Source organism: Paraburkholderia sp. CI2 (assembly GCF_014201055.1).
In the GTDB taxonomy this organism is placed as follows: Bacteria; Pseudomonadota; Gammaproteobacteria; order Burkholderiales; family Burkholderiaceae; genus Paraburkholderia; species Paraburkholderia tuberum.
This window is the reverse complement of the sequence record NZ_JACHDL010000009.1, coordinates 22918-44704: the sequence shown is the minus strand read 5'-3', so window position 1 is coordinate 44704 and position 21787 is coordinate 22918. Positions and strand designations below refer to the sequence as shown.

The 21787-nt window shown below is 63.3% G+C and carries 14 protein-coding genes; 6 read left to right on the top strand and 8 right to left on the bottom strand.

Features of this window, described 5'->3' with window-relative positions:
• From tssK to HDG32_RS14705, 6 genes are all read left to right on the top strand, one after another.
• Entirely contained in the window at positions 1-1350 is a 1350-nt protein-coding gene (gene tssK, locus HDG32_RS14730; RefSeq protein ID WP_184068171.1) for a type VI secretion system baseplate subunit TssK, read from the top strand.
• Positions 1347-2681, top strand: a complete 1335-nt coding sequence (gene tssL / locus HDG32_RS14725) for a type VI secretion system protein TssL, long form (protein WP_184068168.1) — start codon at positions 1347-1349, stop codon at positions 2679-2681. The genes tssK and tssL overlap by 4 nt, the downstream gene beginning before the upstream one ends.
• Positions 2682-2694: 13 nt before the next feature.
• Positions 2695-6660: a type VI secretion system membrane subunit TssM gene (gene tssM / locus HDG32_RS14720; protein WP_184068165.1), complete on the top strand. Its 3966-nt coding sequence runs from the start codon at positions 2695-2697 to the stop codon at positions 6658-6660.
• Positions 6661-6693: 33 nt separating this feature from the next.
• Positions 6694-9045, top strand: a complete 2352-nt coding sequence (locus HDG32_RS14715; RefSeq protein WP_260336468.1) for a type VI secretion system Vgr family protein — start codon at positions 6694-6696, stop codon at positions 9043-9045.
• A gap of 89 nt (positions 9046-9134) precedes the next feature.
• Positions 9135-9401, top strand: a complete 267-nt coding sequence (locus tag HDG32_RS14710; protein ID WP_090810707.1) for a PAAR domain-containing protein — start codon at positions 9135-9137, stop codon at positions 9399-9401.
• A 16-nt stretch (positions 9402-9417) separates the two neighbouring features.
• Entirely contained in the window at positions 9418-12852 is a 3435-nt protein-coding gene (locus tag HDG32_RS14705; RefSeq protein WP_184068161.1) for an RHS repeat-associated core domain-containing protein, read from the top strand.
• Here the strand turns inward: HDG32_RS14705 and HDG32_RS14700 are convergent.
• The 8 genes from HDG32_RS14700 to HDG32_RS14665 all read right to left on the bottom strand — a co-directional run bounded on the left by HDG32_RS14700 (position 12757) and on the right by HDG32_RS14665 (position 21229).
• Entirely contained in the window at positions 12757-14160 is a 1404-nt protein-coding gene (locus HDG32_RS14700) for a GlcNAc-transferase family protein (RefSeq protein ID WP_184068158.1), read from the bottom strand. The genes HDG32_RS14705 and HDG32_RS14700 overlap by 96 nt on opposite strands.
• 41 nt (positions 14161-14201) lie before the next feature.
• The gene (locus HDG32_RS14695) at positions 14202-15218 is read right to left on the bottom strand and encodes a fimbrial protein (protein WP_184068155.1); all 1017 of its coding nucleotides are present in this window, start codon (positions 15216-15218) and stop codon (positions 14202-14204) included.
• Positions 15219-15290: 72 nt separating this feature from the next.
• Positions 15291-16364: an ImpA family type VI secretion system protein gene (locus HDG32_RS14690; RefSeq protein ID WP_184068152.1), complete on the bottom strand. Its 1074-nt coding sequence runs from the start codon at positions 16362-16364 to the stop codon at positions 15291-15293.
• Complete coding sequence (gene tssG / locus HDG32_RS14685) at positions 16361-17428, bottom strand: type VI secretion system baseplate subunit TssG (protein WP_090811834.1); 1068 nt, start codon at positions 17426-17428, stop codon at positions 16361-16363. The genes HDG32_RS14690 and tssG overlap by 4 nt, the downstream gene beginning before the upstream one ends.
• 2 nt (positions 17429-17430) lie before the next feature.
• Positions 17431-19311, bottom strand: coding sequence for a type VI secretion system baseplate subunit TssF (gene tssF / locus HDG32_RS14680; protein WP_184068149.1), 1881 nt, complete (start codon positions 19309-19311; stop codon positions 17431-17433).
• 1 nt (position 19312) lies between these two features.
• A complete protein-coding gene (gene tssE, locus HDG32_RS14675; RefSeq protein WP_184068146.1) occupies positions 19313-19831 on the bottom strand; it encodes a type VI secretion system baseplate subunit TssE in 519 nt (172 codons plus the stop codon).
• Positions 19828-20664 carry a type VI secretion system accessory protein TagJ gene (locus HDG32_RS14670; protein WP_184068143.1) on the bottom strand — a complete coding sequence of 279 codons (837 nt, stop codon included), beginning with the start codon at positions 20662-20664 and terminating at the stop codon, positions 19828-19830. The genes tssE and HDG32_RS14670 overlap by 4 nt, the downstream gene beginning before the upstream one ends.
• On the bottom strand, positions 20648-21229 hold the full coding sequence (locus tag HDG32_RS14665) for a TagK domain-containing protein (protein ID WP_260336467.1): 582 nt from the start codon (positions 21227-21229) through the stop codon (positions 20648-20650). Before HDG32_RS14665 ends, HDG32_RS14670 begins: the two co-directional genes overlap by 17 nt.
• Positions 21230-21787 lie beyond the last annotated feature (558 nt).

Below are 21787 nucleotides of genomic sequence, written 5' to 3'. Positions count from 1 at the left end.
ATGAGTTGGTATAGCAAAGTTGTTTGGAGCGAAGGACTCTTCCTGCGTCCGCAATTGTTTCAGCAGCAGGAGCGGTATTTCGAGTCGTTCGCGCATCGCCGGAGCGCGCCGCTGAGCCCGTTTTTCTGGGGCTTCAGCCGTTATGAAATCGATCAGGAATCGCTCGCGTTCGGCAAGCTGGTGTTCAAGAGCGGGCTCGGCGTATTTCCAGACGGCACACCGTTCGAGGTGCCTGGCCTGACGCTGCCCCCGCCCCCACTGACGATCGGACCGGAACATCAGGAGCAGGTGATTTACCTGGCGGTCCCGCTTCGCTTGCCTAACACCGAGGAAACCGCCTTCACCGAGCAGAGCGGATCGCTGGCCCGTTACCATGCGTACGACGCCGAACTGCGCGACAGCAACGCGATCGGCCAAGGTCCGAAGCCCGTCCAACTCTCGAATCTGCGCTTGCGGCTGTTGCCCGAGAAAGAGCTGACGCAGTCGTGGATCGGGCTTGCGCTGACGCGCGTGAAGGCGCTGCACGCCGACGGCGCCGTGTCGCTGCACAGCGCCGACCACATTCCGCCCGTGACCGGTTACGGCGCGAATCCACTGCTGCGGGAATGGGCGATGCAGCTGCACGGCCTCGCGCGACTACGCGCCGACGCGCTCGCCGCCCGTCTGTCAGGTGCTGATGGCCGTACGGGCGCGGCGGCCGAAGTGGCCGACTATCTGCTGCTCCAGGTGCTCAATCGCTATGAGCCGCTGCTCGAGCATTTTTGCCAACTCGAGGAGACCGCGCCGGTGACCCTGTATCGCGAGCTCGCGCTTTTCGCGGGCGAGCTTTCGACCTTCGTGCGTCCGCAAACGCGGCGTCCGCGGGCGGCGCCGGGCTATGACCATGCGCAGCTCTACCGCAGTATCAGGCCCCTCGTCGAGGAGGTTCACTATCTGTTGAACCAGGTGTTGATTCGTGGTGCGCAGCCCATTCCGCTTACGGAGCAGGCGCATGGCATCCGTACGGCCGCCATGCTGCCGAACGAATTGGCCGGCTATTCGAGCCTCGTGCTCGCCGTGGGCGCGCAGATGCCTTCCGAATTGCTGCAGCAGCAGTTTCTTGCCCAAACGAAGATCAGTCATCCGCAGCGCTTGCCGGAATTGATCCGTTCGCACCTGCCGGGTCTGGCAGTAGCGGCGCTGCCGGTTCCTCCGCGCCAGATTCCGTTCAACTCGGGCTTTATCTATTTCGAACTGTCGCGTACCGGACCGTTCTGGGAACAGATTGCGCGGCACGGAGGGCTTGCCATGCATGTCGCCGGGCACTTCCCGGAACTCAAGCTTGAGCTGTGGGGCGTGCGTCAAAAATGAGTACCGGTGCATACGGGGACGACGCGTTCGAGTTTCTGTTGAACCCCGACAACTCTGCTTCTGGCCGGAGCCAGCCGTCTGCCGTTCCCGCTGGACGTCCCACAACCGCGGGCGTTGCCAATCAGGAACCGGTGGTCGATGCGGCCGCGTTCGATCCGCCGGAACAAGTGCAGACGCGTCTGGAGCGCATGAAGGCTGCGCGCAATCCGTTGTGTGAAGCCGCGCAGCCTTTGTTGCGCATGCTGGCGGACATGCCGGCTTCGCTCGATTCGTTGGCTGCGGTCGCGAGCTTGCGCTCGCTGCTGGTGCGCGAGGTCGCCGCATTCCAGAAGGTCTGCGACAAAGCGAGTTTGCCGTGGAAGCACGTAGCGGCTGTCCGCTACGCGCTGTGCACCGCGCTCGACGAAGCCGCCAATCGCACGCGTTGGGGGAGCGGCGGAATTTGGGCCGCGGGGGGGCTGCTGCTCAAGTTCGAAGGAGAAGTGGACGGCGGCGAGAAGTTCTTCCTGCTGATCGGCCGCATGGCAACGGATCCCCAGGAGTACCTCGACGTCCTCGAGGTGTTGTATCGCATTCTCAGCCTTGGATTCGAAGGACGCTACAGCGTTGCCGCGGACGGTCCACGTCATCTGGAGCAGATCCGGCAGCGGATGCTGACGCTTATCAGCGGCACGCGGGACACGATGCGGCTCGAACTGTCGCCGCACTGGCGCGGCGAGGAGCCGGGCAGGATGCGGCTGCTGAAAAGCGTGCCGGTCTGGGCGACGGCGGGCGTCGCTGCGCTATGTGTGTTCTCGCTGTTCGCCTGGTACAAGTATCGGCTTCTGGCGCAAAGCAATGCGCTGGAAGCGAAGATTCTCGCGATCGGAGAGCCGATCAAGGTCGCGGCTCCGGTCGTTCACGAGCGCTTGCGCCTGTCGATTTTGCTGAAAGACGAGATCGCTCGCGGCCAGGTCTCCGTCGAAGAGAACGCGAGCAGCAGCCGGGTCGTGTTCCGTGGCGACTACGTGTTCCTGCCGGGGCAAAGCCGCATTCGACCGGAACTGGATCCGGTGTTGACCAAGGTCGCGCAGGAGGTCGTCCGGGTCGGCGGCAATGTCACGGTGACCGGGCACACCGACAACCAGCCGATTCATACGGCGGAGTTTCCTGACAACCTGGTGCTATCGGAAAAGCGCGCCGCGTTCGTCGCCGACGTATTGAAGGCGCACGGCATGCCCGGCAATCGCATCGAGGCTGTCGGCAAGGGCGATACACAACCTGTCGCGGACAACAGTACAGCGGAAGGTCGTTCCCGCAATCGACGCGTGGAAGTCTTCGTCACGCATTAACGGGAAAGCCTTGATGTCTTATTTGAACCGCTTATCGAAACTTGTGCTCACGCGCCAGACGCTGGTGCTCGCCGCGATCCTCGTGACGGCTGTGGCCGTCTGGTTCGTGGGACCTCTGATTGCATTTGGCGACTACCGCCCACTCGAGAGCGTGCTCTCGCGCACGCTGTCGATCGTCGTGCTGTTATTGCTGCTGCTGTTCTGGCTGCTCGGCTGGTCGCCTGGCGTCATCGGCGTCGCGTTGCTGTGTCTCGCGCTCTGGTATTTCGGACCGATACTCGCGTTCGGCCAAACGCATCCACTCGGCACCACATGGTCCCGCGTGCTGCTGATCTCGGTGCTGCTTGCCTGCTACGCGATCTATGGGCTGTATCGTCTGTGGCGGGCAGTGCGCAGCGATGACGTGCTGCTGCAGCGCGTTCTGAACCCGTTCACGAAGAAGTCGGCCGCGACCCCTGTCGCACGAGACGAAATCCGCGCGCTTCACGCGGTCGTCGCGAAGGCCATCGACAAGCTCAAACGCATGCGCGGCGGACCGGCAGGGCTGCGTCGTCTGCTCGAAAGCCAGCGCTACCTGTACGAACTCCCGTGGTACATGGTGGTGGGCTCGCCAGGCGCCGGCAAGACGACGTTGGTCCTGAACTCGGGTCTGGATTTTCCGGAGGCGGATCAGATGGTCGCGGCGTCGCTGAGAAGCCGCGTCGAAACGGCGAACTGCGACTGGTGGTTCGCGAACGAAGCGGTGCTGATCGACACCGCTGGCCGCTATACGGTTCAGGACGCAACGTCGCAAGACGCCGCGAAGGTTGACGTCAATCCGGAAGACCTGAAGAGCGAGAACGAGGCCGAGTGGCGCGGCCTTCTGGGGCTGCTTCGCAAGCGGCGCCCGCGCGCGCCGATCAACGGTGCGTTGCTGGTCGTTTCGGTCGAAGAGTTGTTGACGCGCCCAGCGCCCGAACGAAAGGCGCTCGCCGCGTCCATGCGCGCTCGGCTCGGCGAGTTGCGCCAGCAGTTGGGGATTCGATTCCCCGTCTACGTGCTCGTCACGAAGCTCGATCTGCTGCCCGGCTTCGGGGAGTATTTCCAGTCGTTGACGGCGGAAAGCCGCGCGCAGATTTTCGGCTTCACACTGCCTTATCAGGAAGCGGCGGAACAACACGGCCGCGACACACTGCGCCTGAACTGCGCGGCCGAAATGCGTGAGCTGGAGCAGGGACTCGAAGACGGCGTCAACACGAGGCTGCAAGAGGTGTACGAGGTCGATCTGCGCAAGAAACTTTATGCGCTGCCGTCAGAATTTCGTAGCCTGTGCGCGGAACTCAATGAATTGCTCGCGCTGGTGTTTCTCGATTCGAAATACGACGACACGCAGTTGAACAGCACACTGCGCGGCGTCTATTTCACGAGCGCGGCGCAAACTCACGAGGCCGTGTCCGCCGACAGCTCCACGCTCTTGCAGCGGCTGCGTCGCGGGCTCGCGGGTTGGTTCGGTGCCGCGCCGAAAACGGTCTCGCCGTCGTCCGGCGACGCGATGCCTACCGGCTATCGCGGCTATTTCTTGCGCAATCTGTTTCAGCGCGTGATCCTGGCCGAAGCGCATCTGGTGCGGCCGAACCTGTACTGGGAAGTCCGCTTCCGCGCGTTGCGTCTTATCGGACATCTGCTCGCGATCGTCGTGGCGGTGTGGCTGATTGCTGCGCTCGTCGTGAGCTTCGGCAACAACCGCGAGTATCTCGCCGCGATCGATGGCAAGGCCAATGCGCTCGTCGCGCGGTTCCTGTCGCAACGGAAGGCGCCGCAGCCCGGGACGATGGGGACGCTTCTGTCGGCGTCGCGTGAGCTGCCTCAGTTCGACGGCATGGACCTCGACAGTCCCGGTGTCGCATGGCACTACGGGCTCTACACGGTGCCCGCCATCCGCGCCGCCGCCGGCGAGACTTACAACAATCTGCTGAAACAGATGCTGCTGCCGCAAGTCGTCGGCCGGCTCGAAACGGTGCTCGATACGCAAATCGGCGTACAGGACGCGGACGGCGTTTATCGCACGCTGATGGTCTACCTGATGCTGTTCGATGGCTCGCACTACGACGCGAAAGCGATCAAGGCATGGGTGCTCGGCGACTGGGAACACGCCAACAGCGTCGCATCGCTCGGCGAGCGCAACGTGATGGCGCGTCACCTCGATGCGCTGATCGTGGACGGGGTGCCCGCGGTGCCGGCAAGACCGGTGAATGCACAGCTCGTGCGCCGCGCGCGCGAGTTCCTTGGCCGCAATCCGGCGTCCGGACGGCTCTACGAACGTGCGATGAACGCCATGGCTCCCGAGGCGCCCGAGAACGTCACGCTGCTGAGCGCTGCGGGTCCGCAGGCTACTACCGTGTTCATGCTGGCCGACGGTTCGACGCTCGCGCGAGGTATCCCCGGTCTCTATACCTACGACGGCTATCACGCCGTTTTTAACAAGCGCCTCCCTGATTTTCTCGAGCAGGCGCGAAAACAGGACGCTTGGGTGATGGGCGAGGCCGATACATCGGCGCGGCGGCGGCGGATGGCAAACGGCAACGCACCGCACAAGGACAGGCTCGCCGACGATATCCGTCGCCAATACCTGACCGACTATGGCAATTACTGGAACCAGTTTCTCGACGACGTGAGACCGGTGTCCGGCAGCGAAGGCACCCTGGCGCCCGATCTGCAGACGCTGCGTACGCTGGCTGCGCCGGATTCGCCGCTGGCGAGACTCGCGCGAACGGCCGCGCGCGAGACGTCGCTGTCGATCGTTGATGGCGCGGACGAGCCGTCGGCCGCCGGTAGTGCCATCAACGTGATCATGCGTCGCTCGCAGGCGGCGCGCGCAGCGAGCGCCGTGGCCGCAACCGCCACGATCGGTCAGCTCGCGCAACAGAAGATGGAACGTGAACTGGTCGACAGACGCTTTGCCGCGCTGCGCGAAGTCGTGACCGGCCAGGCCGATAGCGGGAGCGCGCTGCCTGGCGGCAGCGGCGTGCTGCAGCTGGGCGGCGTCATCGGGCTGATCAACGAGCAGTACACGCGATTGATGACGGCCGGCGACGTGCTCGCCACCAACAGCATGCCGCCCACGGATGACCTCGGCTCCACGATGCAGCTCGAGGCGCAGAAGCTTCCGCCGCCGTTTCGGGCCGTGCTCGTGGGCCTCGCGTCGCAGTCGATGCGCAAGGTGGACCGCAATGTCGGCTCCCTGCTCACGATGCAGGTCGAATCGAGCGTTGGCGCGCAATGCCGCCGTGCTGTCGAAGGCAAATATCCGTTTGCCGCGAGCGCCCAGGAAGTCGACATCGACGATTTCAATCGCGTGTTCGCGGCCGGCGGCCTGCTCGACGACTTCTTCCACAAGACGCTCGCCAGCCGCGTCGATACGAGCATGCGGCCATGGCGCTATAAGCCGGTCAGCCCGGGCATGCCGCCCATGCAGGGACCGGGCCTCGAACCGTTCGAGCGCGCCGCGGCGATCCGTCAGACATTTTTCCGCGATCCCGGCGCGACCCGGATGTCGTGGAACGCGGGCCTCAAGGTCGTGTCGCTGGACCCCGAGATTACCGATCTGCTCATCGACGTCGACGGGCAAAACCTGCGCTATGCGCATGGTCCGGTCACGACGTCCCCGATCACCTGGCCGGGGCCGCGCGGCGGTTCGATGGCCGGCCTCACCGCGAATCCGCGCGTGCGTCCGGACACGTCGACCGTCATGACCGAAGGTCCGTGGGCGCTGTTCCGTCTGATCGACCGGGGCCGCGTGACGTCGACGTTGTCGTCGAGCCGCTCGGCGGTGGACTTCAATTTCGACGACCGGCACGCGGTCATCGAACTGACATCGGGCGGACAGTCAGGACCGCAACTCACGGCGTTGCTGCACGATTTTCGTTGTCCCGGTAGCGGAAACGCGATGGGAAGGCGAGCGGACGCGTCGTCAGGCTCCGCATTCGCCGACGAACAGTAGCGTCTTTTCGATATAGAGAATTTAGAGGAGTGCATGTCAAGTAATCCCTTGAACGCGATAAGTGTGCAAAGCCGCTCAGTGACCGTATCCAGCGCGGCGATACCGCGGTGGCCGGGGCAGACCGCGGACGGACAGACGCAGCCGGCGCTGGAGTTCATGTCACTGAACGGCGACGAGCATCTCGGCAAGCTGTTTGAGTACGAACTGCTGTTGCGCACGCCTGACGATTACACGGTACCGCTTGCCGTCAGTGCCAACCTCGACCTGAAGGCGCTGCTAGGCAAGGAAATGACCGTCGCGATCGACCTCCAGCCGAGCGCCGACACCGAAGCATGTCAGCGCGAAATCACCGGACTCGTCGTCGCCGCGCAATACCTGCGTCGGGAAGGCCGCTACAACGTCTATCGTGTCGTGCTGAAGCCGTGGCTGTGGCTGGCGACCCTGACGACCGACTACAAGATTTTCCAGAACAGGACGGTCATCGAGATCATCGACGAGGTGCTGAAGGACTATCCGTACCCGGTCGAAAAGCGCCTCGACGTGAGCCGCTATGCGCTCGAGGGTGAGAGTCCGACCAACGAACCGCGCGCGTTCCAGGTCCAGTACGGCGAGACCGATTACGACTTCATTCATCGCCTGATGGAAGAGTGGGGCATCTACTGGTTTTTCGAGCATGCCGACGGCAAGCACCGGCTCGTGCTGTGCGATCACATTGGCGCGCACCGCCACTCGCCGAACCCGTCATACCGGACACTGGCGTTCCAACCGCAGGGCGGCAAGACCGACACCGAATACATCAGCGCGTTTTCGACGGCCGAAGTCTTGTGCACCGGTCACTACGTGACGAGCGACTTCGACTTCACGCGTTCGCGCGCCGACATGCGGGCGATCAATCAGCAACCGCGCGACACCAGCTGGAACCTGCTCGAGCGCTACGACTGGCCGGGCGACTACACCGACAGCAGCCACGGTGAACTGCTGGCGCGTACGCGCATGGAAGCACTGCGCGCGCCGGGTACGCGAGCGAAGGGCGAAGGTAACGTGCGGGGACTCGCGTGCGGGCAGACGTTCGTGTTGACCAACTACGACTATACGGCCGCGAACTGCGAATACCTCGTCATCGGTACAAAGCTCGACCTGACCGGTACGCCGGACGAATCGGGTAGCGGCTACGAATACACCTGCAGCAACAAGTTCGACGTGCAACCGACAAGCGAAGTGTTCAGACTGCCGCGGGAGACCTCGAAGCCGGTCGTCAACGGGCCGCAGTCGGCTGTCGTCGTGGGTCCCGAGGGCAAGGAACTGTGGACCGACGAATTCGGCCGCGTGAAGGTCCGCTTCGTCTGGGACCGTTACGGCCAAAACGTCGAAACCGACTCCTGCTGGGTCCGTGTGAGCCAGGCGTGGGCCGGTCAGGGTTTCGGTGGTATCTACATTCCGCGCATCGGCCAGGAAGTCATCGTCGACTTCTGGAACGGCGACCCGGATCGTCCGCTGATCACCGGGAGCCTGTACAACGCGGCGACGCGTCCGCCCTATGACTTGCCAGGCAACGCGACGCAGAGCGGTTTCATGAGCCGGTCGATGGAAGGGGGCCTGCAGAACTACAACAGCATCCGCTTCGAGGACAAGGCGGGTGCCGAGGAATTCACGTTGCAGGCGGAACGGGACATGAACCGCCTGACGAAGCTGAATGAGTCACACGTCGTCGGTGCCGACTACACGATCGGCGTGGCCGCGGCGCACAGCATGACCGTCGGGGCGACGTCCAGCACGATCGTCGGCGGCAAGTACTCGGTAAGGGTGAAGGGTGTTTCCTTCTATTCCGTGAGTCTTGCACACTTTGTCTCGATTGGCGGGGCGGAGGAAACCGCGGTTGGGGGTGCCTCCCTTCTGACGGTGGGCGGTGCACGTACGGTCACGGTTGGTGGCGCGTCGACGCACGCGGTAGGCGGAGCCTATTCGCTGTCGGCCGGGGGGGCGCTGTCTATCGTGTGCGGCAAGTCGTCGCTGACCATGAACAAGCATGGCGAGATCAAGCTCATTGGTAAGTCGATCCGCATCCAGGGTGACACCCGTGTCGTGGTGCAAGGCACGCCGCTGGACCTTAACCCCGGTGACAAGGTATGCGGCAGCGCAGTGACGGTGCCAGTTCCTGTAGTGGTGCTCGATGCGCTGGACGTTCCAGTTATTCCGCCACCTCCATCGGACGAGCCGCTTCCGACGATAGATCCGCTGCCGACGGAAGAACCACGGCCGTCGGAAGAGCCGCCGCCATCGGAAGAGCCGCCGCCATCGGAAGAGCCGGCGCCATCGGAAGAGCCGGCACCGTCGGAGGAGCCGCCGCCGTCCGAAGAGCCGCCGAAAACCGGCATTGACATATAACAGCGTATTTCGCAATACCGTGCAGACGGCGAATGCCTTCGCACATCGCCCTGCACGGACGTTCAGTTTCCATGAGGAGAAAATCGATCATGTTTCCAGCGGCTCGCAAAGGCGATGCGATCGGACATGGCGGTTCGATCGTCTCGGGTTCCCCGACGGTCTTCATCAATCGATTGCCTGCGGCGCTCGTCGGTATGAGCTCTGCCGTTTGCGCGCTGCACCCGTGCTCGCAAGCTGTGGTCGCGGGTTCGGGTACGGTGTTGATCAACAACGTGCCGGCGGCATTGGTTGGCGGCAAGGTTTCGTGTGGCGCGCCGTGTTCCGCTGGCTCGCCAGACGTGCGCATCGGTTCATGATGACGATGGGGGCCATGTGACGACGGGAGTCGCGGGAATCGGCGGCGAGCTGGTCGGCTTGCCCGGCGTCGTATTGCCCCTCGCCAGTGTCGGACCGTTGCTCGATCGCTGTGAGCGGCTCGGCGACGTCGTCGACCGCTTTCGGACGCGTCGTGCGCTGTCGGGCATTCTGTGCGGCTCGGTCGAGGTAATCAGCGGCAGCAAAATCTGCCTACCTACCGACGAAACCGACTTCAGGCTGCGAGGCCGTCTTCCGCTCGTATGGTCGCGTTGTTATTCGAGCGAGCAGCACGCGCTCGGGCTGCTCGGCGTCGGTTGGCGCACGAGTTGGGAAGTCACGCTGCACAAGCGGGACGATCGACTGCTCTACACCGACGAATACGGCAGCACGCTCAGCGTGCCGTTTCCCGAGCGCGGGTCGCAGGTGATTGCGTCGGCTGCGCAGTTGCACATCGCGCATCTGAGCGACGGACGCCTCGTCGTCGCGGATCTGACGCCGCATTACCGCGTGTTCGGCGACTTTGACGCGAACGGAATCGCACGGCTCAAATACGTCGAGGATCTTCGTCAGCAGCGGATCGGCCTGATCTGGGACGCCGGTGGGCGCTTGCTGCGCATGCGTGGAACCTGCGGCCACGAGCTGCGCATGCACTACGAAGCGCGGATGGGCGCGCGTCTGAGCGCTGTCGAGTGTGTCGACGGCGGTCCCACCGGCGCGCTGGTCCAGTACGGCTACAGCCAGCGCGGCGAACTCACCGAGGTACGCAACCGGGTCGGCGAAATCGTGCGTCGCTTTGCATACCGCGATGGGCGGATCGTCGAAGAAGCAGACGCGCTCGGAATGGCGACACGCTATGTGTGGCAGACGATCGGCGGCGCCGCACGGGTGATTCGACGAGTCACGTCAGAAGGCGCGCGTGAGCGCTTCGCCTACGACTTCGATAGCCGGACCAGTGAGGTCAGCGACGTCTTCGGCAACACGGCGCATTGGCAATACGACGAGCAGGGCCGCGTGCTGTCGCACACAGACTTCGACGACCGGCGCTACCGGTTCGACTACGGCGACGCCGTCGCGCCGCTCACCATGCAACTGCCCGGCGAGCGGGTGGTTCACGTCGAATACGACGGGCTCGGACGCGTCGCGTGTGAGACGGATCTCCAGGGCGCAACCCGCTCGACGCAGTATGCGTTTGCGTCACGCGAGCCCGTGTCAGTCGCGTTGAGCGATGGCCGTGTGTGGATGTGGGCACGCAACGATCGCTTGCAGCCGTTGCACTATCAAACCCCGTCTGGAGAATTCACGCGTTTCGAATATGGTGACGATGGCGATGTCGTGTGCTCGACGGATGCGCAGGGGGTCGCCACGACCTTCGCGCATAACGCGTGGGGGCAGGTGACACGTCGCACCGGAGTTGGCGGAAGCACGACGGATTACGAGTATGACGTCAATGGTTACGTAGTCAGTGTGACCGACGCGCTCGGCGCGGTCACGCGAATCGAGCGCGATGGGCTCGGCCGACCGTTGACCATCACGCGTCCGGACGGACAGGCCGAGCGTCATGTGTGGAATGCGGCTGGCCAGCGGACGTCGTTCGTCGGCCCGAGTGACCGAAGCCGGCACTGGTATCGAGACCGGCGCGGCAATGTCGTACGCGCGGTTGACGAAGAGGGGCACGTGATCGTGCGTCGATACGATGCGCATGGGCGTCCGGTTCGAATCGAAAGCGCGAACGGCGCGGTGCAGTTGCTTCGGTGGAATGCGAGCAGTTGCCTGTCGATCACGGATGCCGATGGCGTGGAACGCAACTTCGACTATGCGAATACCGGGCAGGTCCGTTGTCTCACGTGGCAGGCGGGCGGGCAACAGCGTCGCGAAACGTTCGACTACGACCGCGCGGGCCGTCTGATCCGGCGTGAGACCGCGCACAACCGCTATATGTATCGCTACGGGCCGCGCGGATTGCTCGACTGCGTGAGCCGCGAGCCAACACGAGAAGGCGAGCTACTCGGAATCGGAGCGGATGAGATCCGCTTCGAACACGACGCCGGTGACCGTCTGATCGCCGAGCACGGCGCAAACGGCATACTGCGCTACACGTACGACGTCGTTGGCCGCCTTGTCGCGATTCAGCTGCCACAGGGGCAGGAGTTGCGTATGCGTCGCTTCGAAACTGGCGCTGTCGCGTTCGTCGAACTGGACGATCGACAGATTGCGCGCTTCTGGTATGACGCGATGAGGCGTCCGGTTGCGCGCACGCAAGGCCGTTTGCGCACGCATACGGGCTATTCGCCGCTCGGCTTGCCGGTGTGGTGGCGTTCGGTGACGGGGCGCGACGTGGATACGCCGGGCTGCGCGACAGAACCTGTCGCCGGATTGTGGCGCGAAGCCGATTACAGTCTCGCTGACGTGATCGTCAGAACGGGCGCCGAGGTCGACGGTCAGACGTGGTACGACTACGACCGGCGTGGCTGTCTGTTGCGCTCGGTGTCGGAGAAGGGGGACATCGAGTATTTCACGTGGGACGCCGCTGGCAATCTGCTCGATACGCCTGGCGGCAGCTGGTTCCCGGCCGCGTATCCCGACCACCGGTTACGGGAATGCCGCGGACATCGTTATGACTATGATGTGTGGGGGCAATTGGTGCGTAGGCGTGGCCGCAACCATACGCTAACGCTCGATTGGGATGCGGAGGGGCACGTCATCGCCGCGCATCGCAAGGGCTATACCGTGCGCTATCAGTATGACGCGATCGGTCGGCGTATCGGCAGGCGTGTCGAACCCGCTTCGTCACGGCGCGCGCAGCAGTCATCGACGCCGGAACAGGACGAGGTCACGCGCTATTTGTGGCAAGGACGCAGACTGATCCAGCAGCAGCGCGCGATGGAACTGCGCACGTACCTGTATCAACCCGAGCCCGACCGCTCAACCGGCTTCGCGCCGCTCGCTTGCGTGGACCAGACCCTCACCGATGATGGCGCGATCAAGAACACGCAGGTCTATCACTATCACACTGACGTCGCCGGTACGGCCGTCGCGCTCACGGATGAGACCGGCCAGGTGGCATGGCGCGGGCGTTACCGGGCGTGGGGCAGTCTCGTGACGCCGGAGTGGCCAAGCAGCGACGCGTTTGCGCAGCCGCTTCGTTACGCCGGCCAATACGCGGACGATGAAACCACGCTGTACTACAACGGTGCGCGTTTTTATGATCCTCACGCGGGCCGCTACATCAGCCCCGATCGCAACGGCGAAGGCGGAGCCAGTCCGTATCGCTACGCGCCGAATCCGCTGACGTGGTGCAGTCCTGTCGGCCGCGCGACGCCGGAGGCGTTTCCGTGCGTCGTCCTCGCGGATGCGTCATGCATCGATGGCGCACCGGACCCGGCTCAATATCTTGCCGGCGTCGTCGAACAACTCCACGACGTAGCAGGCTGGGAGCTGGCCAAGCTCTGATTCGAAAATCACATGGAAGTCGAGCCAGCCGTTTTTCCGGTATCGGGAAAGACCGCTGCCGTCGACGGTCTCGCGGCGCAGTACCGTCTCGTCGTTGCCGTAAATCACGACGGTGACTGACGTCGCGGCCCGCAGCGCGTGCTCGACGCCGGGCGTGACCAGATGCCTGTCGAATCCATTCTGATGTACGCACACACGGACGTCGTTTGCGCGTAGCAGAGAAGCTTTCCATGTCGCTTCGTCGGGACGTTGCGTGCCCGCGACTGGTGGAACATCATTCAATACCGACTGCTGGACACCGCGCCACTTGAAGCCGATGCCCGCGTAGGCTTCGTAATCGGCGAGCGTGCGTTCCGCTCCGAGTCCATACCTGCCGAACTCAACGTCAGCCAACGTTTCTCCGTCGATACCGAGCAGAGCACGATTGCGCTGCAACGAGCGCTCGTTGCGCGCGTGCCAGGGCTCGTCGATTTCACCCCGTTCCTTGGCCTCGTGATTGTGGTCGTTCCACATCTTGACGCGGTATGAGCGCAGATATTCGTGCCAACCGATCAGCCTGTGCGGACTGTACAGGTCATAGCCGTGGGTGAACGCACGGACGGCAAGCGAAATCTCCTCGCCGTGAAAGAAATAGTCAGGATCGTGCTGGACCGCCTGGGCAAAGTGACCGTCGGCAAATGCGAAGTGCGCGCTGAAGAAGCGCGAACGGACCGGGCGAATGCGCGTTCTCCAGTCGGAGAGTGTCTTCAAGCGAAACAGGACCACCCCTTCCCTGGAAAACCTTGCATAGGCCAATATCCCCGGCTCGTCGCTGGATCGAGCGTCGTCGTTCTCGGGGTCGTACATCGGAAGGTAGGCGGTCAGCACGGGTTTCGGACTTGCATCGCGTAAAGACTCCAGCATCTCGATTGCGAGCGTGTCCCATGCGTCGACGAAGCGGTGGTGCGAATCGAGTTGCAGCGTGTAGCGCTCGCCGCCGTATCGCTGTTGGACCAGATTGCGAGCCCAGCATGCGCCCTGCGTCATCATGTGGGGCACGTCGATCAATTCGATTTTCGCTTCACGATGACTGAGATGTTGGATGGTCCAGCTGTCGGTCTGCTCGGTTCGCCAATTGCCAAAGCCTTGCTGCCAGAATTGGATCATCGTCTCGTCGTGCGCATGCTGCCAGCAGACGATGATCCGTAGTAGATCAGGTTTTCTAGCTTTCTGGATCAAATCCAGCAGGGTGGGGATCAACTGCGGGTCGCGATAACTCGCGATTTGCACGAAGATCGAGTGCGGCGGTGTGACGGATAACTGGGTCATGCGCGTTGATTCTGGTGGACCTTCGTCGTTGAATAGTCGATTCAAAGAATGGTCATCGTGACTGTTGCGGTTGCCTGGATCCTGCCTGCGCTCGGCGTTGCTGTTCCGACGCGCAGCACCGTCGCCTCGAGTGCAAACGGCGATTGCATCGCGCCCTGCGGTGTGTGGACGAGGGTGCTCGTCGGATCGTTGGGCCTGAAGATTGTGTTGGTTGAAACATCCCGCAAACGAATCGCGAGATGCGTCGCGCCGATGTTCTTCAACAGGCTGCTATCTTCTGTATCGGGGGTTCCGGAAAGTACGGCAGTAATCGAAGCCGGTGGCGTGGGCCCGGTGCAGAGCACCGTAAAGTCGACTGGCTGGGTTGGCCCGCTTGTGGTCGACACATCGCTTGGGCCGAACGTGCCGAAATCGATGTTCAGTGTGCTGGTATTGACCGAGCAACTTGGAAGAACCTTGACGTTGATGCTGCCGCCCGTGATGGTCACGACCCGAGTGCCGTCACCCTCGGCGAAGCCGGCTCCCACGGTGTTGAGTATCACGTTGACGTTGCTTGCGATGTCGCCCGTTTTGACCAGTTCGATCTCGAATTGCGAGCCAATGCCGAAGCGCGCATAGATAACCTGATTGGGGTCGCCCGCGGGATAGGACGACGTAAACGGAAGTGGCGAGTTCACGCCGGTTGCACGAAGATAGGTCAAACGAAAGCCGATGCCTGGGACGTTCGTGTTATAGACGGTAGCCCCCAATACAACGGACGGCGTTGCGTTGGAATACTGCATTGATATCGTGCCCCCGTCGGTGCAGGCCGCGAAGTTCGCATAGGTCGCGTACGCCGGCGACAAGCCCGTGGCGATCACTGAGCCGACCGGTAACGCCGGATCGATCGATACCGAGCTTTCCCGGAACGGTATGTTGACCGCTAATGGTTGTCCCGCGATGTAGCCTTGAGACAGCAGTTCGGAAATTTGCGAAGACGTCAATTGGATGCAGGTGGCGAACGCGAAATGGGGTATCGCGAAGCAAACCAGGATAAGAAAATGAATGAGTCTTTTCATTGGAAGTTGTTGGTTGACCGGCGGACTGAATGGGCTGACAGCGGGGAAAGTCGCACATGCGCGCACGTCGCCTCAACTGTCGGCTACGTCCCATTTAGCGAGTAAATCGGCGGGAATGATATGGGCGAGTTCTGAAAACCGTTTGCCCACCATTCGTTCCGATTGGCGCAGCAAAACAATGACAGGACTGCTCGGTTCGTTTTGCTCGAACCACATGCGTGTTTCCTGAATGGCTGCGAGCGCGCTCCAGCGATCCATTGGAGAAGGCGCAGTGATTGGCAGATCGGCGGGCGCGTCGGACTGCGGTAGCGTCGCCGTAGCCACGATCGCCGACGCCGATCCACGCACGCTGTCGTTGTCCTGCTTGTTGTCCTGCTCGTTGACGGCTCGGGCGGGCGCTGGCGCGGACCCGCCGCCGCCCACCCGATGCTGCGCGAATGGCTCCAGCGCTCGGGACAACGCGCCGAGATCGGGCGCGTCGGCGTCGAGCATCTCATCGCACCATGCGGCAATGCGCTGCGTCAGACACTGCGCTTCGACTAGTGCGGCCATTGCCGCGTCGCGTCGGCCCCACAATTCCTTGAGCAACCGGGCGACGGATTCAGGGGCGAGCGCGTCCTTCTGGCGCGGCGTCGCGAATGATTTTTCGATATCGCGCAAATGCAGTTGAAGCCCCGCGGCCCTCGGCATCGGGATGTCGCGCGCATCGGCCAGCGGGCCATCCGGTTCGACGAGTCCACCGATCGCGTTGGCGAACATCGCCGGGTCTCGCTCGCCTTCGAACACGGGCAGCGGGTGGAGCGCTTCGCCATAGCATTCGAGCATCGCCATCAGCAATGCCAGTCCGTCGCGCAGGCCAGCCGCGCCGTCGAGCCGGGTTCGGCAACGCAGCAGGATCACCGCGAGGCGGATGTCTTTTGTCCGCAGCAGCAGCGCGCGGCAGTCGCGTTCAATGTCGGCCCAATTGGCCGTTGGCGGCACGTCGACGAAGTCGCCGTACTGCGCTTCGGCGCGTGGGGCCGCGGCCGCCTGCAGCATCACGAAGGCCGGATCGTATTCGAGATCGGGACCGCAAGGCGCGCGTGCGGAGACCGGTTCGAGCAGATCGGCGTAGCGCAGCACGACGGCGGGAGTGTTGGCGTTCATGCGAGGGAACTCCGGGGTCGGTCGTTGTACTGTTCAGGTTCGAAAACCATGCCGACGACCGGCAGGTCGTCGAGGGAATCACCGAGCCACGTCGAGTAGCCGAGTCTCTGCGACGTGCCGATGCAGGCGGGTGGCGCCGCGCGGGGGTTGACGAGCAGCTTGACCTCCCACGCGTATTCGTGGCCGACGAAGGCTCGCACCCATTCGACGAACGTCGGCAAGTCCTCGCCGTGCGGCGTGAGGCGCAAATACTGATCGAGGTCGAGCGGACCCACGACGAGCCGGAACTTGTGTTGCCGGTCGGGAATTGCCTCGCCCAGCTGTGCGCATTCACCGATGATCGCCGCGGGCCCCGGCACCCCGAGCCTCGTGTGTTCCGATGCGCACAGATGGATCCAGTGCGGCACGAATTCTTCGATCGTCATCGGAACACCGAAGTAATGCGAGAGCGTCGCCGCGATGCCATGCGGAGTCCGCGCCTCGCGCACGAGGTGCGCCGCCGCGCTGTAGCGCGAGTGCGTGGGCAGACAGGACTGCTCCGCCTCGGCCGGATCGACGCCGATCAGACTGGCGACGTAGAACGAAAACGTTTCGTCGCCGGCACGGTCGAGCGACGCGGTGGCTTGCCCCGATGCCCACGCGCGATAAAACTGCGACAGCGCGCGGTGATGGAACAGATCGACCAGCCCGACGAGCGCGTGATCCTGGTGGCTTTCCACACGACTGTGAGCCAGCTCCGTCATATGCAGCGGCAGCGGCCCCTGCGGCCCCCACAGGCCGAGCCCGAACAGCCGCACGTCGAGGCGACCGTCTCGCATGCCGAGCGACGCGATTTCGCGTGGCGCAAACGCCAGAGTGGGTTGCTGACCGATCCGGAACGGCTCTTCTTGCGGCAGACTCGCGGTGCCCGGCAACGGCATCAGCGGGTCGCGCGCGGCGATAGCCCGCAGCAGGCTCAGGAAGCCGGACTGCCACGGCGTGTCCGGATCGAACCACGCGTCGAGCGATTGCGGATCGAGCGATGATCGCGTTGGCGCGACGGCGCTCGCCATTGCCCCATCCATGCTCATACCGCTCCGCGTCCGCCCATGCGTGGCCGCCATTGGGTGATCAGGCCACGTTGCATCGAACGAAGTTCGGTTTCGGTGAACACGTTGATCGAGACGTGGCGCGCGAGGTAATGCTCGAGCACGAGGCCGAGCAGATACGGGCTGATGCCTGAGAAGCCGGTTTCGTCGACCGTCAGTTCGCAGCGCACGCCACGCCCATACACGAGTAGTCCGTCGCCCGGCAGACGCCGGACCACCGGTTCAGTGCGTGCGCCGACGAGTGCCTCGATCTGCCGTGCCTGTTCGCGCTCGCCTGGGGCGATGAAGAGGCCGAGCATGTTGCGCAGCGCCTGGCCGCCGTCGCCGTGGTCGAGTTCGGCGAGCGGCATGTAGTTGAAGCTCAGCTGCCTGATCAGACGCCACGCCGTTTCACCGCTCGCGTACGGCGCGCGCGGCGCGCTCGGTGCATGCACGAGGCGCACGCCCTCGATCGGCACGGAGTCCGACATCGTGAGGTCGGTTTTGCCGTTACGCGGAATCAGGCGCGGCAGGTCACGGTTCGTGACCCACGCTTCGACCGACAGGTAGCGGATGTCGTCAGCGTACGGCGCCTCCGCCTGATCGACGAGCGACACGTAGACCTCGGTCCCGATATACGGCGTACGGGTGCCGTACTTGCGTGCATTGGCCGACAGCGCGCGCTGCTCACGGCGCACCGAAAAATAGCGGCCGTGGTTGCCCACGTCGCTATGCAGCGTCTGATAAAGCGGATTGAACTCGACTTCGAGCGATGTTTGCGCGCGCTGACCGAATACGCGCGATACCGAAAAAATCTCGTAGTCGAGCGGCCGGGTGCGGTCGGCGAGCAGATGAAAATCGGTTTGCGCGCGATTGATTTCGACGCGGTCGGTGCGCTTGCGAAACAGGTTGATGACCGGCGTACAGAACAGCAGGAAACGCGCTGCGTCGACGTGCGCGGCCAGCTCTTCCGGCAGGCGGTCGAGCAGCAGCACGATCTCGGCCTCCTTGCTGTCCACGCGCGCGAGACCCGCCGCGAGCTGCGTCAGCGCAAAGAAATAGAAGCGCTGGCGGCATGCGAAGTATTCCTGAAGCAGGTTGTGGCCGTGAAACGTGTTCCACGTGAGCGGCAGCAGACCCTGTTGCGCTTGCAGACCTTCAAATTCGACCGGTGTTTTCGCGACCACGTGCCCTTCGTCTCTCGACGCGCCGTACGCGCGCACGACGGAGGCGACGCTACCGGCGTGGATCAGCTCGAACAGATGCGAAGCGATACGTTCGTCGCCACCGATGTAAATGGGCAGCCGGTCGAAGTCTGTCATCTGGTTGAACTTCACTTCGCCTGTTGTGCGCAGGCGCAGCCGTAACGCGCCGCGCAATTGCAGGTGCGGCAACAGATGGCGATCGGTGTCGGGGATATCCGGCGGCACGGCGCTGAGCCGGGCTTCAGCGATCTCGATAGGCCATAGCGTGACGTCCTGGCTGCTGCGGAATTCGCACGCGGTTTGCTCGCCGGGCGGGATCGCCGAGCGCAGCATGCTTTGCCGGGGCACCTTCAGCCCTCTCGTGAAATCGCCTTCGCGCAGGCTCGGACGCAATTGCGCGACGGCGATCGACGGCGTCGGCGCGACATAGTTCGGATAGACCACTTCGAGCAGGCGCTGCGTAAAGCGCGGAAATTCGGCGTCGAGTTTGATCTGCGTGCGCGCCGACATGAAGCAAAACGCCTCGATGAGCCGCTCAACGTAGGGGTCGGCAACGTCGATGCCCTCCATGCCAAGGCGGCGCGCGATTTTCGGGTGCTGGGCGGCGAACTCGCCGGCCATTTCCCGCATGTAGGTCAGTTCGCGGCTGTAGTAGTCGAGAAATCGTGGGTCCATGTCAACTTCCCTTGCCGGAGCCCAGCTCGAACGTGACGTGATTCATTTCGATGTCGAATGCACTCTGGATGCGAAATTCCAGTGGATAGGGCGACCAGCGCATGAGGCCATGAATCTCGAACTCGAGCTGGTTGTAGCGTACCGGGTTCTTGCTATTGAGCGGCCGGATGCGCAGCGACTCCGGAATCAGCCGCGGCTCGAAGCGAACGATCGCGTTGCGGACCATCTTCTCGACGGTTTCCCAGTTGCGACTGGTGAGGTAGCTACCGGACAACGCGGGAATGCCGTAATTGACGACCGACGCGGCTAGCATGGGGTAGCGCGCGATGTCCATTTCGTCGTCCAGGTTCGTCGTGTTGAGCAGCAGGCCGAGATCACGCCGGATGATGCGGCGCATGCCTTCGCTGTTGGGCGCATAGGCCTCCGGCCGCTCGCTGTGCCGCGCGGGCGCATCGTCGAGCAGGCGGTCGATCAGCGACGGCATGTAGGCTTGCCGGTGTCGCGCGTCGGACGTGGTCATACGTGCTCGTCGTGATTGAACCGGCATTCGCCGATGTCGAGCAGGCCGACGTCGCCCTTGTCGGTGCTCCAGGTTTTCTGGCCGAGCGCGATCACGCCGGTTTCCCCTACGTCTTTCCAGGTTGTTTCGCGCGAGAGCCGGGTGGCGGCGGGACCACTTTCCGAGCCGGGATAGCGCACCGGCAGGTAGCCGCGCAGGATAGTCGCGTCGCGTAGGCCCACGACGGCCGAGCGCCAGACGAGGTCGGTCAGCGCGGTGACCGGACCGAGTGTCAGCGATTTCATCGAGTCGAACGGCACCCAGCGATACCCGCCCGCTACGGTCAGCTCACACACGGGGCCCAGCCGGCTATCGCTATCGGTCAGCCACTCGAATGCGCCGATCTGCGTGCTGTCGCCGCGCGTGGCCGGCGCGGCGTTCAACGCGGCGCCGCGCAGTTCGTCGGCGGCGGCGAGGTTGCCCTCGCCCAGCTTGACGTTGGCTTGCAGCAGCGATTTCACCCACTCGGGCAGCGGATTGATCTCGCCCGGCGCGCGCTGACCCGCGAATACCTCGGCGCGGAACATCTCGCTGCGAATCAGCCCGCGATACATCTGGGCGCGCGATGTGCCATCCGGCTCTAGCGTGGCCCAGGTTTGCAGCTGTTGTAACGCGCGTTTCCATTCACCGTCGAGGCACAACAGCTCGAACAACAGCCAGCGTTCGCGCACGTTCGACGGATGCTTGCGCACGTTGTCGATGGTTTGCTCCTTGAGTTCGCAGTAAGTCTGCGCGTCGAGCAGGCTGCGAAGTGTTGGCGTGTCCGACTTGGGCAGGTCAGCGGTTATTTTCATCTGAAAATTCAGGCTCTTCGTATTCGATCGATTCAGGCATGGCGATGTGGCTGTCCATACTGATCATGTGATGTTCTTCGCGCGCAAGCTGCGCGGTTCTGCTCGCACGGTGCGCGGGAATTCCGCGCGGCGCGAGCAGCGCGAGGATCTCGTGCGTTTCGTCCGCCTCGAAAATCTGCTCGGCACTGAACGAGTCAAGGCTATCGAGCAGGGTGTCGATGTTCTTCCCCTTCGTCAGCAGGTCGAACACCGACGCTTCAGCACGCGACGGATCGACAAGCTCGGCGAACGGATCGTGAGGTGAGCCGATGATCGACCCGCCGTGATCTTCGGCCGACGCCTTGGGCTCGTGCGCGTTGCCGCTCTTCTGGCTCAACAGCGCGTGACGATATTCCAGCGTGAGCGCGGCGAGCGGGTCCGCTGCGTCGATGTCGGCTGTCAGAAGCTTTGCCATGCCGTCGTGTGCGCCGGGTTCCGCTGGATTCGGTTCGCGCCGCAACTGCAGCGGATCGTTATCGTCCTCGTCGGCTAGTGCGATCAGGTCGCTGAAGTCGTCCGGCTGCATGAGCACGGGCTCGATCCGGTCCGCGGCAGAATTCACGCTCGACGGTGGTGCCTGGACAAAGTCTCCAGACGTATTCGCTATTTCGAGAGGCGGGTTCCGTAATAAATCGGGCATAGGCTGAAGGTCGGTATGCGCGCTCGGCCCAGCGCGAGGCGAACCCTCCACGCCGGCGTGACGGTCCTCGCGTGCGACGGCCCACTGGCTTGCCTCACTCATTTCCGACAGATCGATTCGCGAAACGGTTGGAGCGAGCCGGAAAGACTGGATCGTTCGTGCGAAGGTCCTGAGCGCGCTTGCTTCGAAGGGCGAATGGTCCCAGCGTGCGTGATATCCAGTCATGGCCTGACCGGTATGAAACGGCGAATGAGATTTGCCTGGAAAGCGCGCATTTGTAAAAACTCTCTCGCCGCAGAAATAAAAAAATCACCAACTGAAAATGTGGGTTGGCGCGTGGAAGATATGAATGCTACTTCGCGCTCCTTGAGCGGAATATGGGCGACGGCCCAAATACACGCAGCGATCGACCGGCTATCCTTTGTCGCTCGATCAGTCTGGCCG

Bases quoted from the DNA above. Each gene is read 5' to 3' on its own strand.
- tssK (WP_184068171.1), top strand. From the start codon at position 1: ATGAGTTGGTATAGCAAAGTTGTTTGGAGCGAAGGACTCTTCCTGCGT.
- tssL (WP_184068168.1), top strand. From the start codon at position 1,347: ATGAGTACCGGTGCATACGGGGACGACGCGTTCGAGTTTCTGTTGAAC.
- tssM (WP_184068165.1), top strand. From the start codon at position 2,695: ATGTCTTATTTGAACCGCTTATCGAAACTTGTGCTCACGCGCCAGACG.
- HDG32_RS14715 (WP_260336468.1), top strand. From the start codon at position 6,694: ATGTCAAGTAATCCCTTGAACGCGATAAGTGTGCAAAGCCGCTCAGTG.
- HDG32_RS14710 (WP_090810707.1), top strand. From the start codon at position 9,135: ATGTTTCCAGCGGCTCGCAAAGGCGATGCGATCGGACATGGCGGTTCG.
- HDG32_RS14700 (WP_184068158.1), bottom strand. From the start codon at position 14,160: ATGACCCAGTTATCCGTCACACCGCCGCACTCGATCTTCGTGCAAATC.
- HDG32_RS14695 (WP_184068155.1), bottom strand. From the start codon at position 15,218: ATGAAAAGACTCATTCATTTTCTTATCCTGGTTTGCTTCGCGATACCC.
- HDG32_RS14690 (WP_184068152.1), bottom strand. From the start codon at position 16,364: ATGAACGCCAACACTCCCGCCGTCGTGCTGCGCTACGCCGATCTGCTC.
- tssG (WP_090811834.1), bottom strand. From the start codon at position 17,428: ATGGATGGGGCAATGGCGAGCGCCGTCGCGCCAACGCGATCATCGCTC.
- tssF (WP_184068149.1), bottom strand. From the start codon at position 19,311: ATGGACCCACGATTTCTCGACTACTACAGCCGCGAACTGACCTACATG.
- tssE (WP_184068146.1), bottom strand. From the start codon at position 19,831: ATGACCACGTCCGACGCGCGACACCGGCAAGCCTACATGCCGTCGCTG.
- HDG32_RS14670 (WP_184068143.1), bottom strand. From the start codon at position 20,664: ATGAAAATAACCGCTGACCTGCCCAAGTCGGACACGCCAACACTTCGC.
- HDG32_RS14665 (WP_260336467.1), bottom strand. From the start codon at position 21,229: ATGCAGCCGGACGACTTCAGCGACCTGATCGCACTAGCCGACGAGGAC.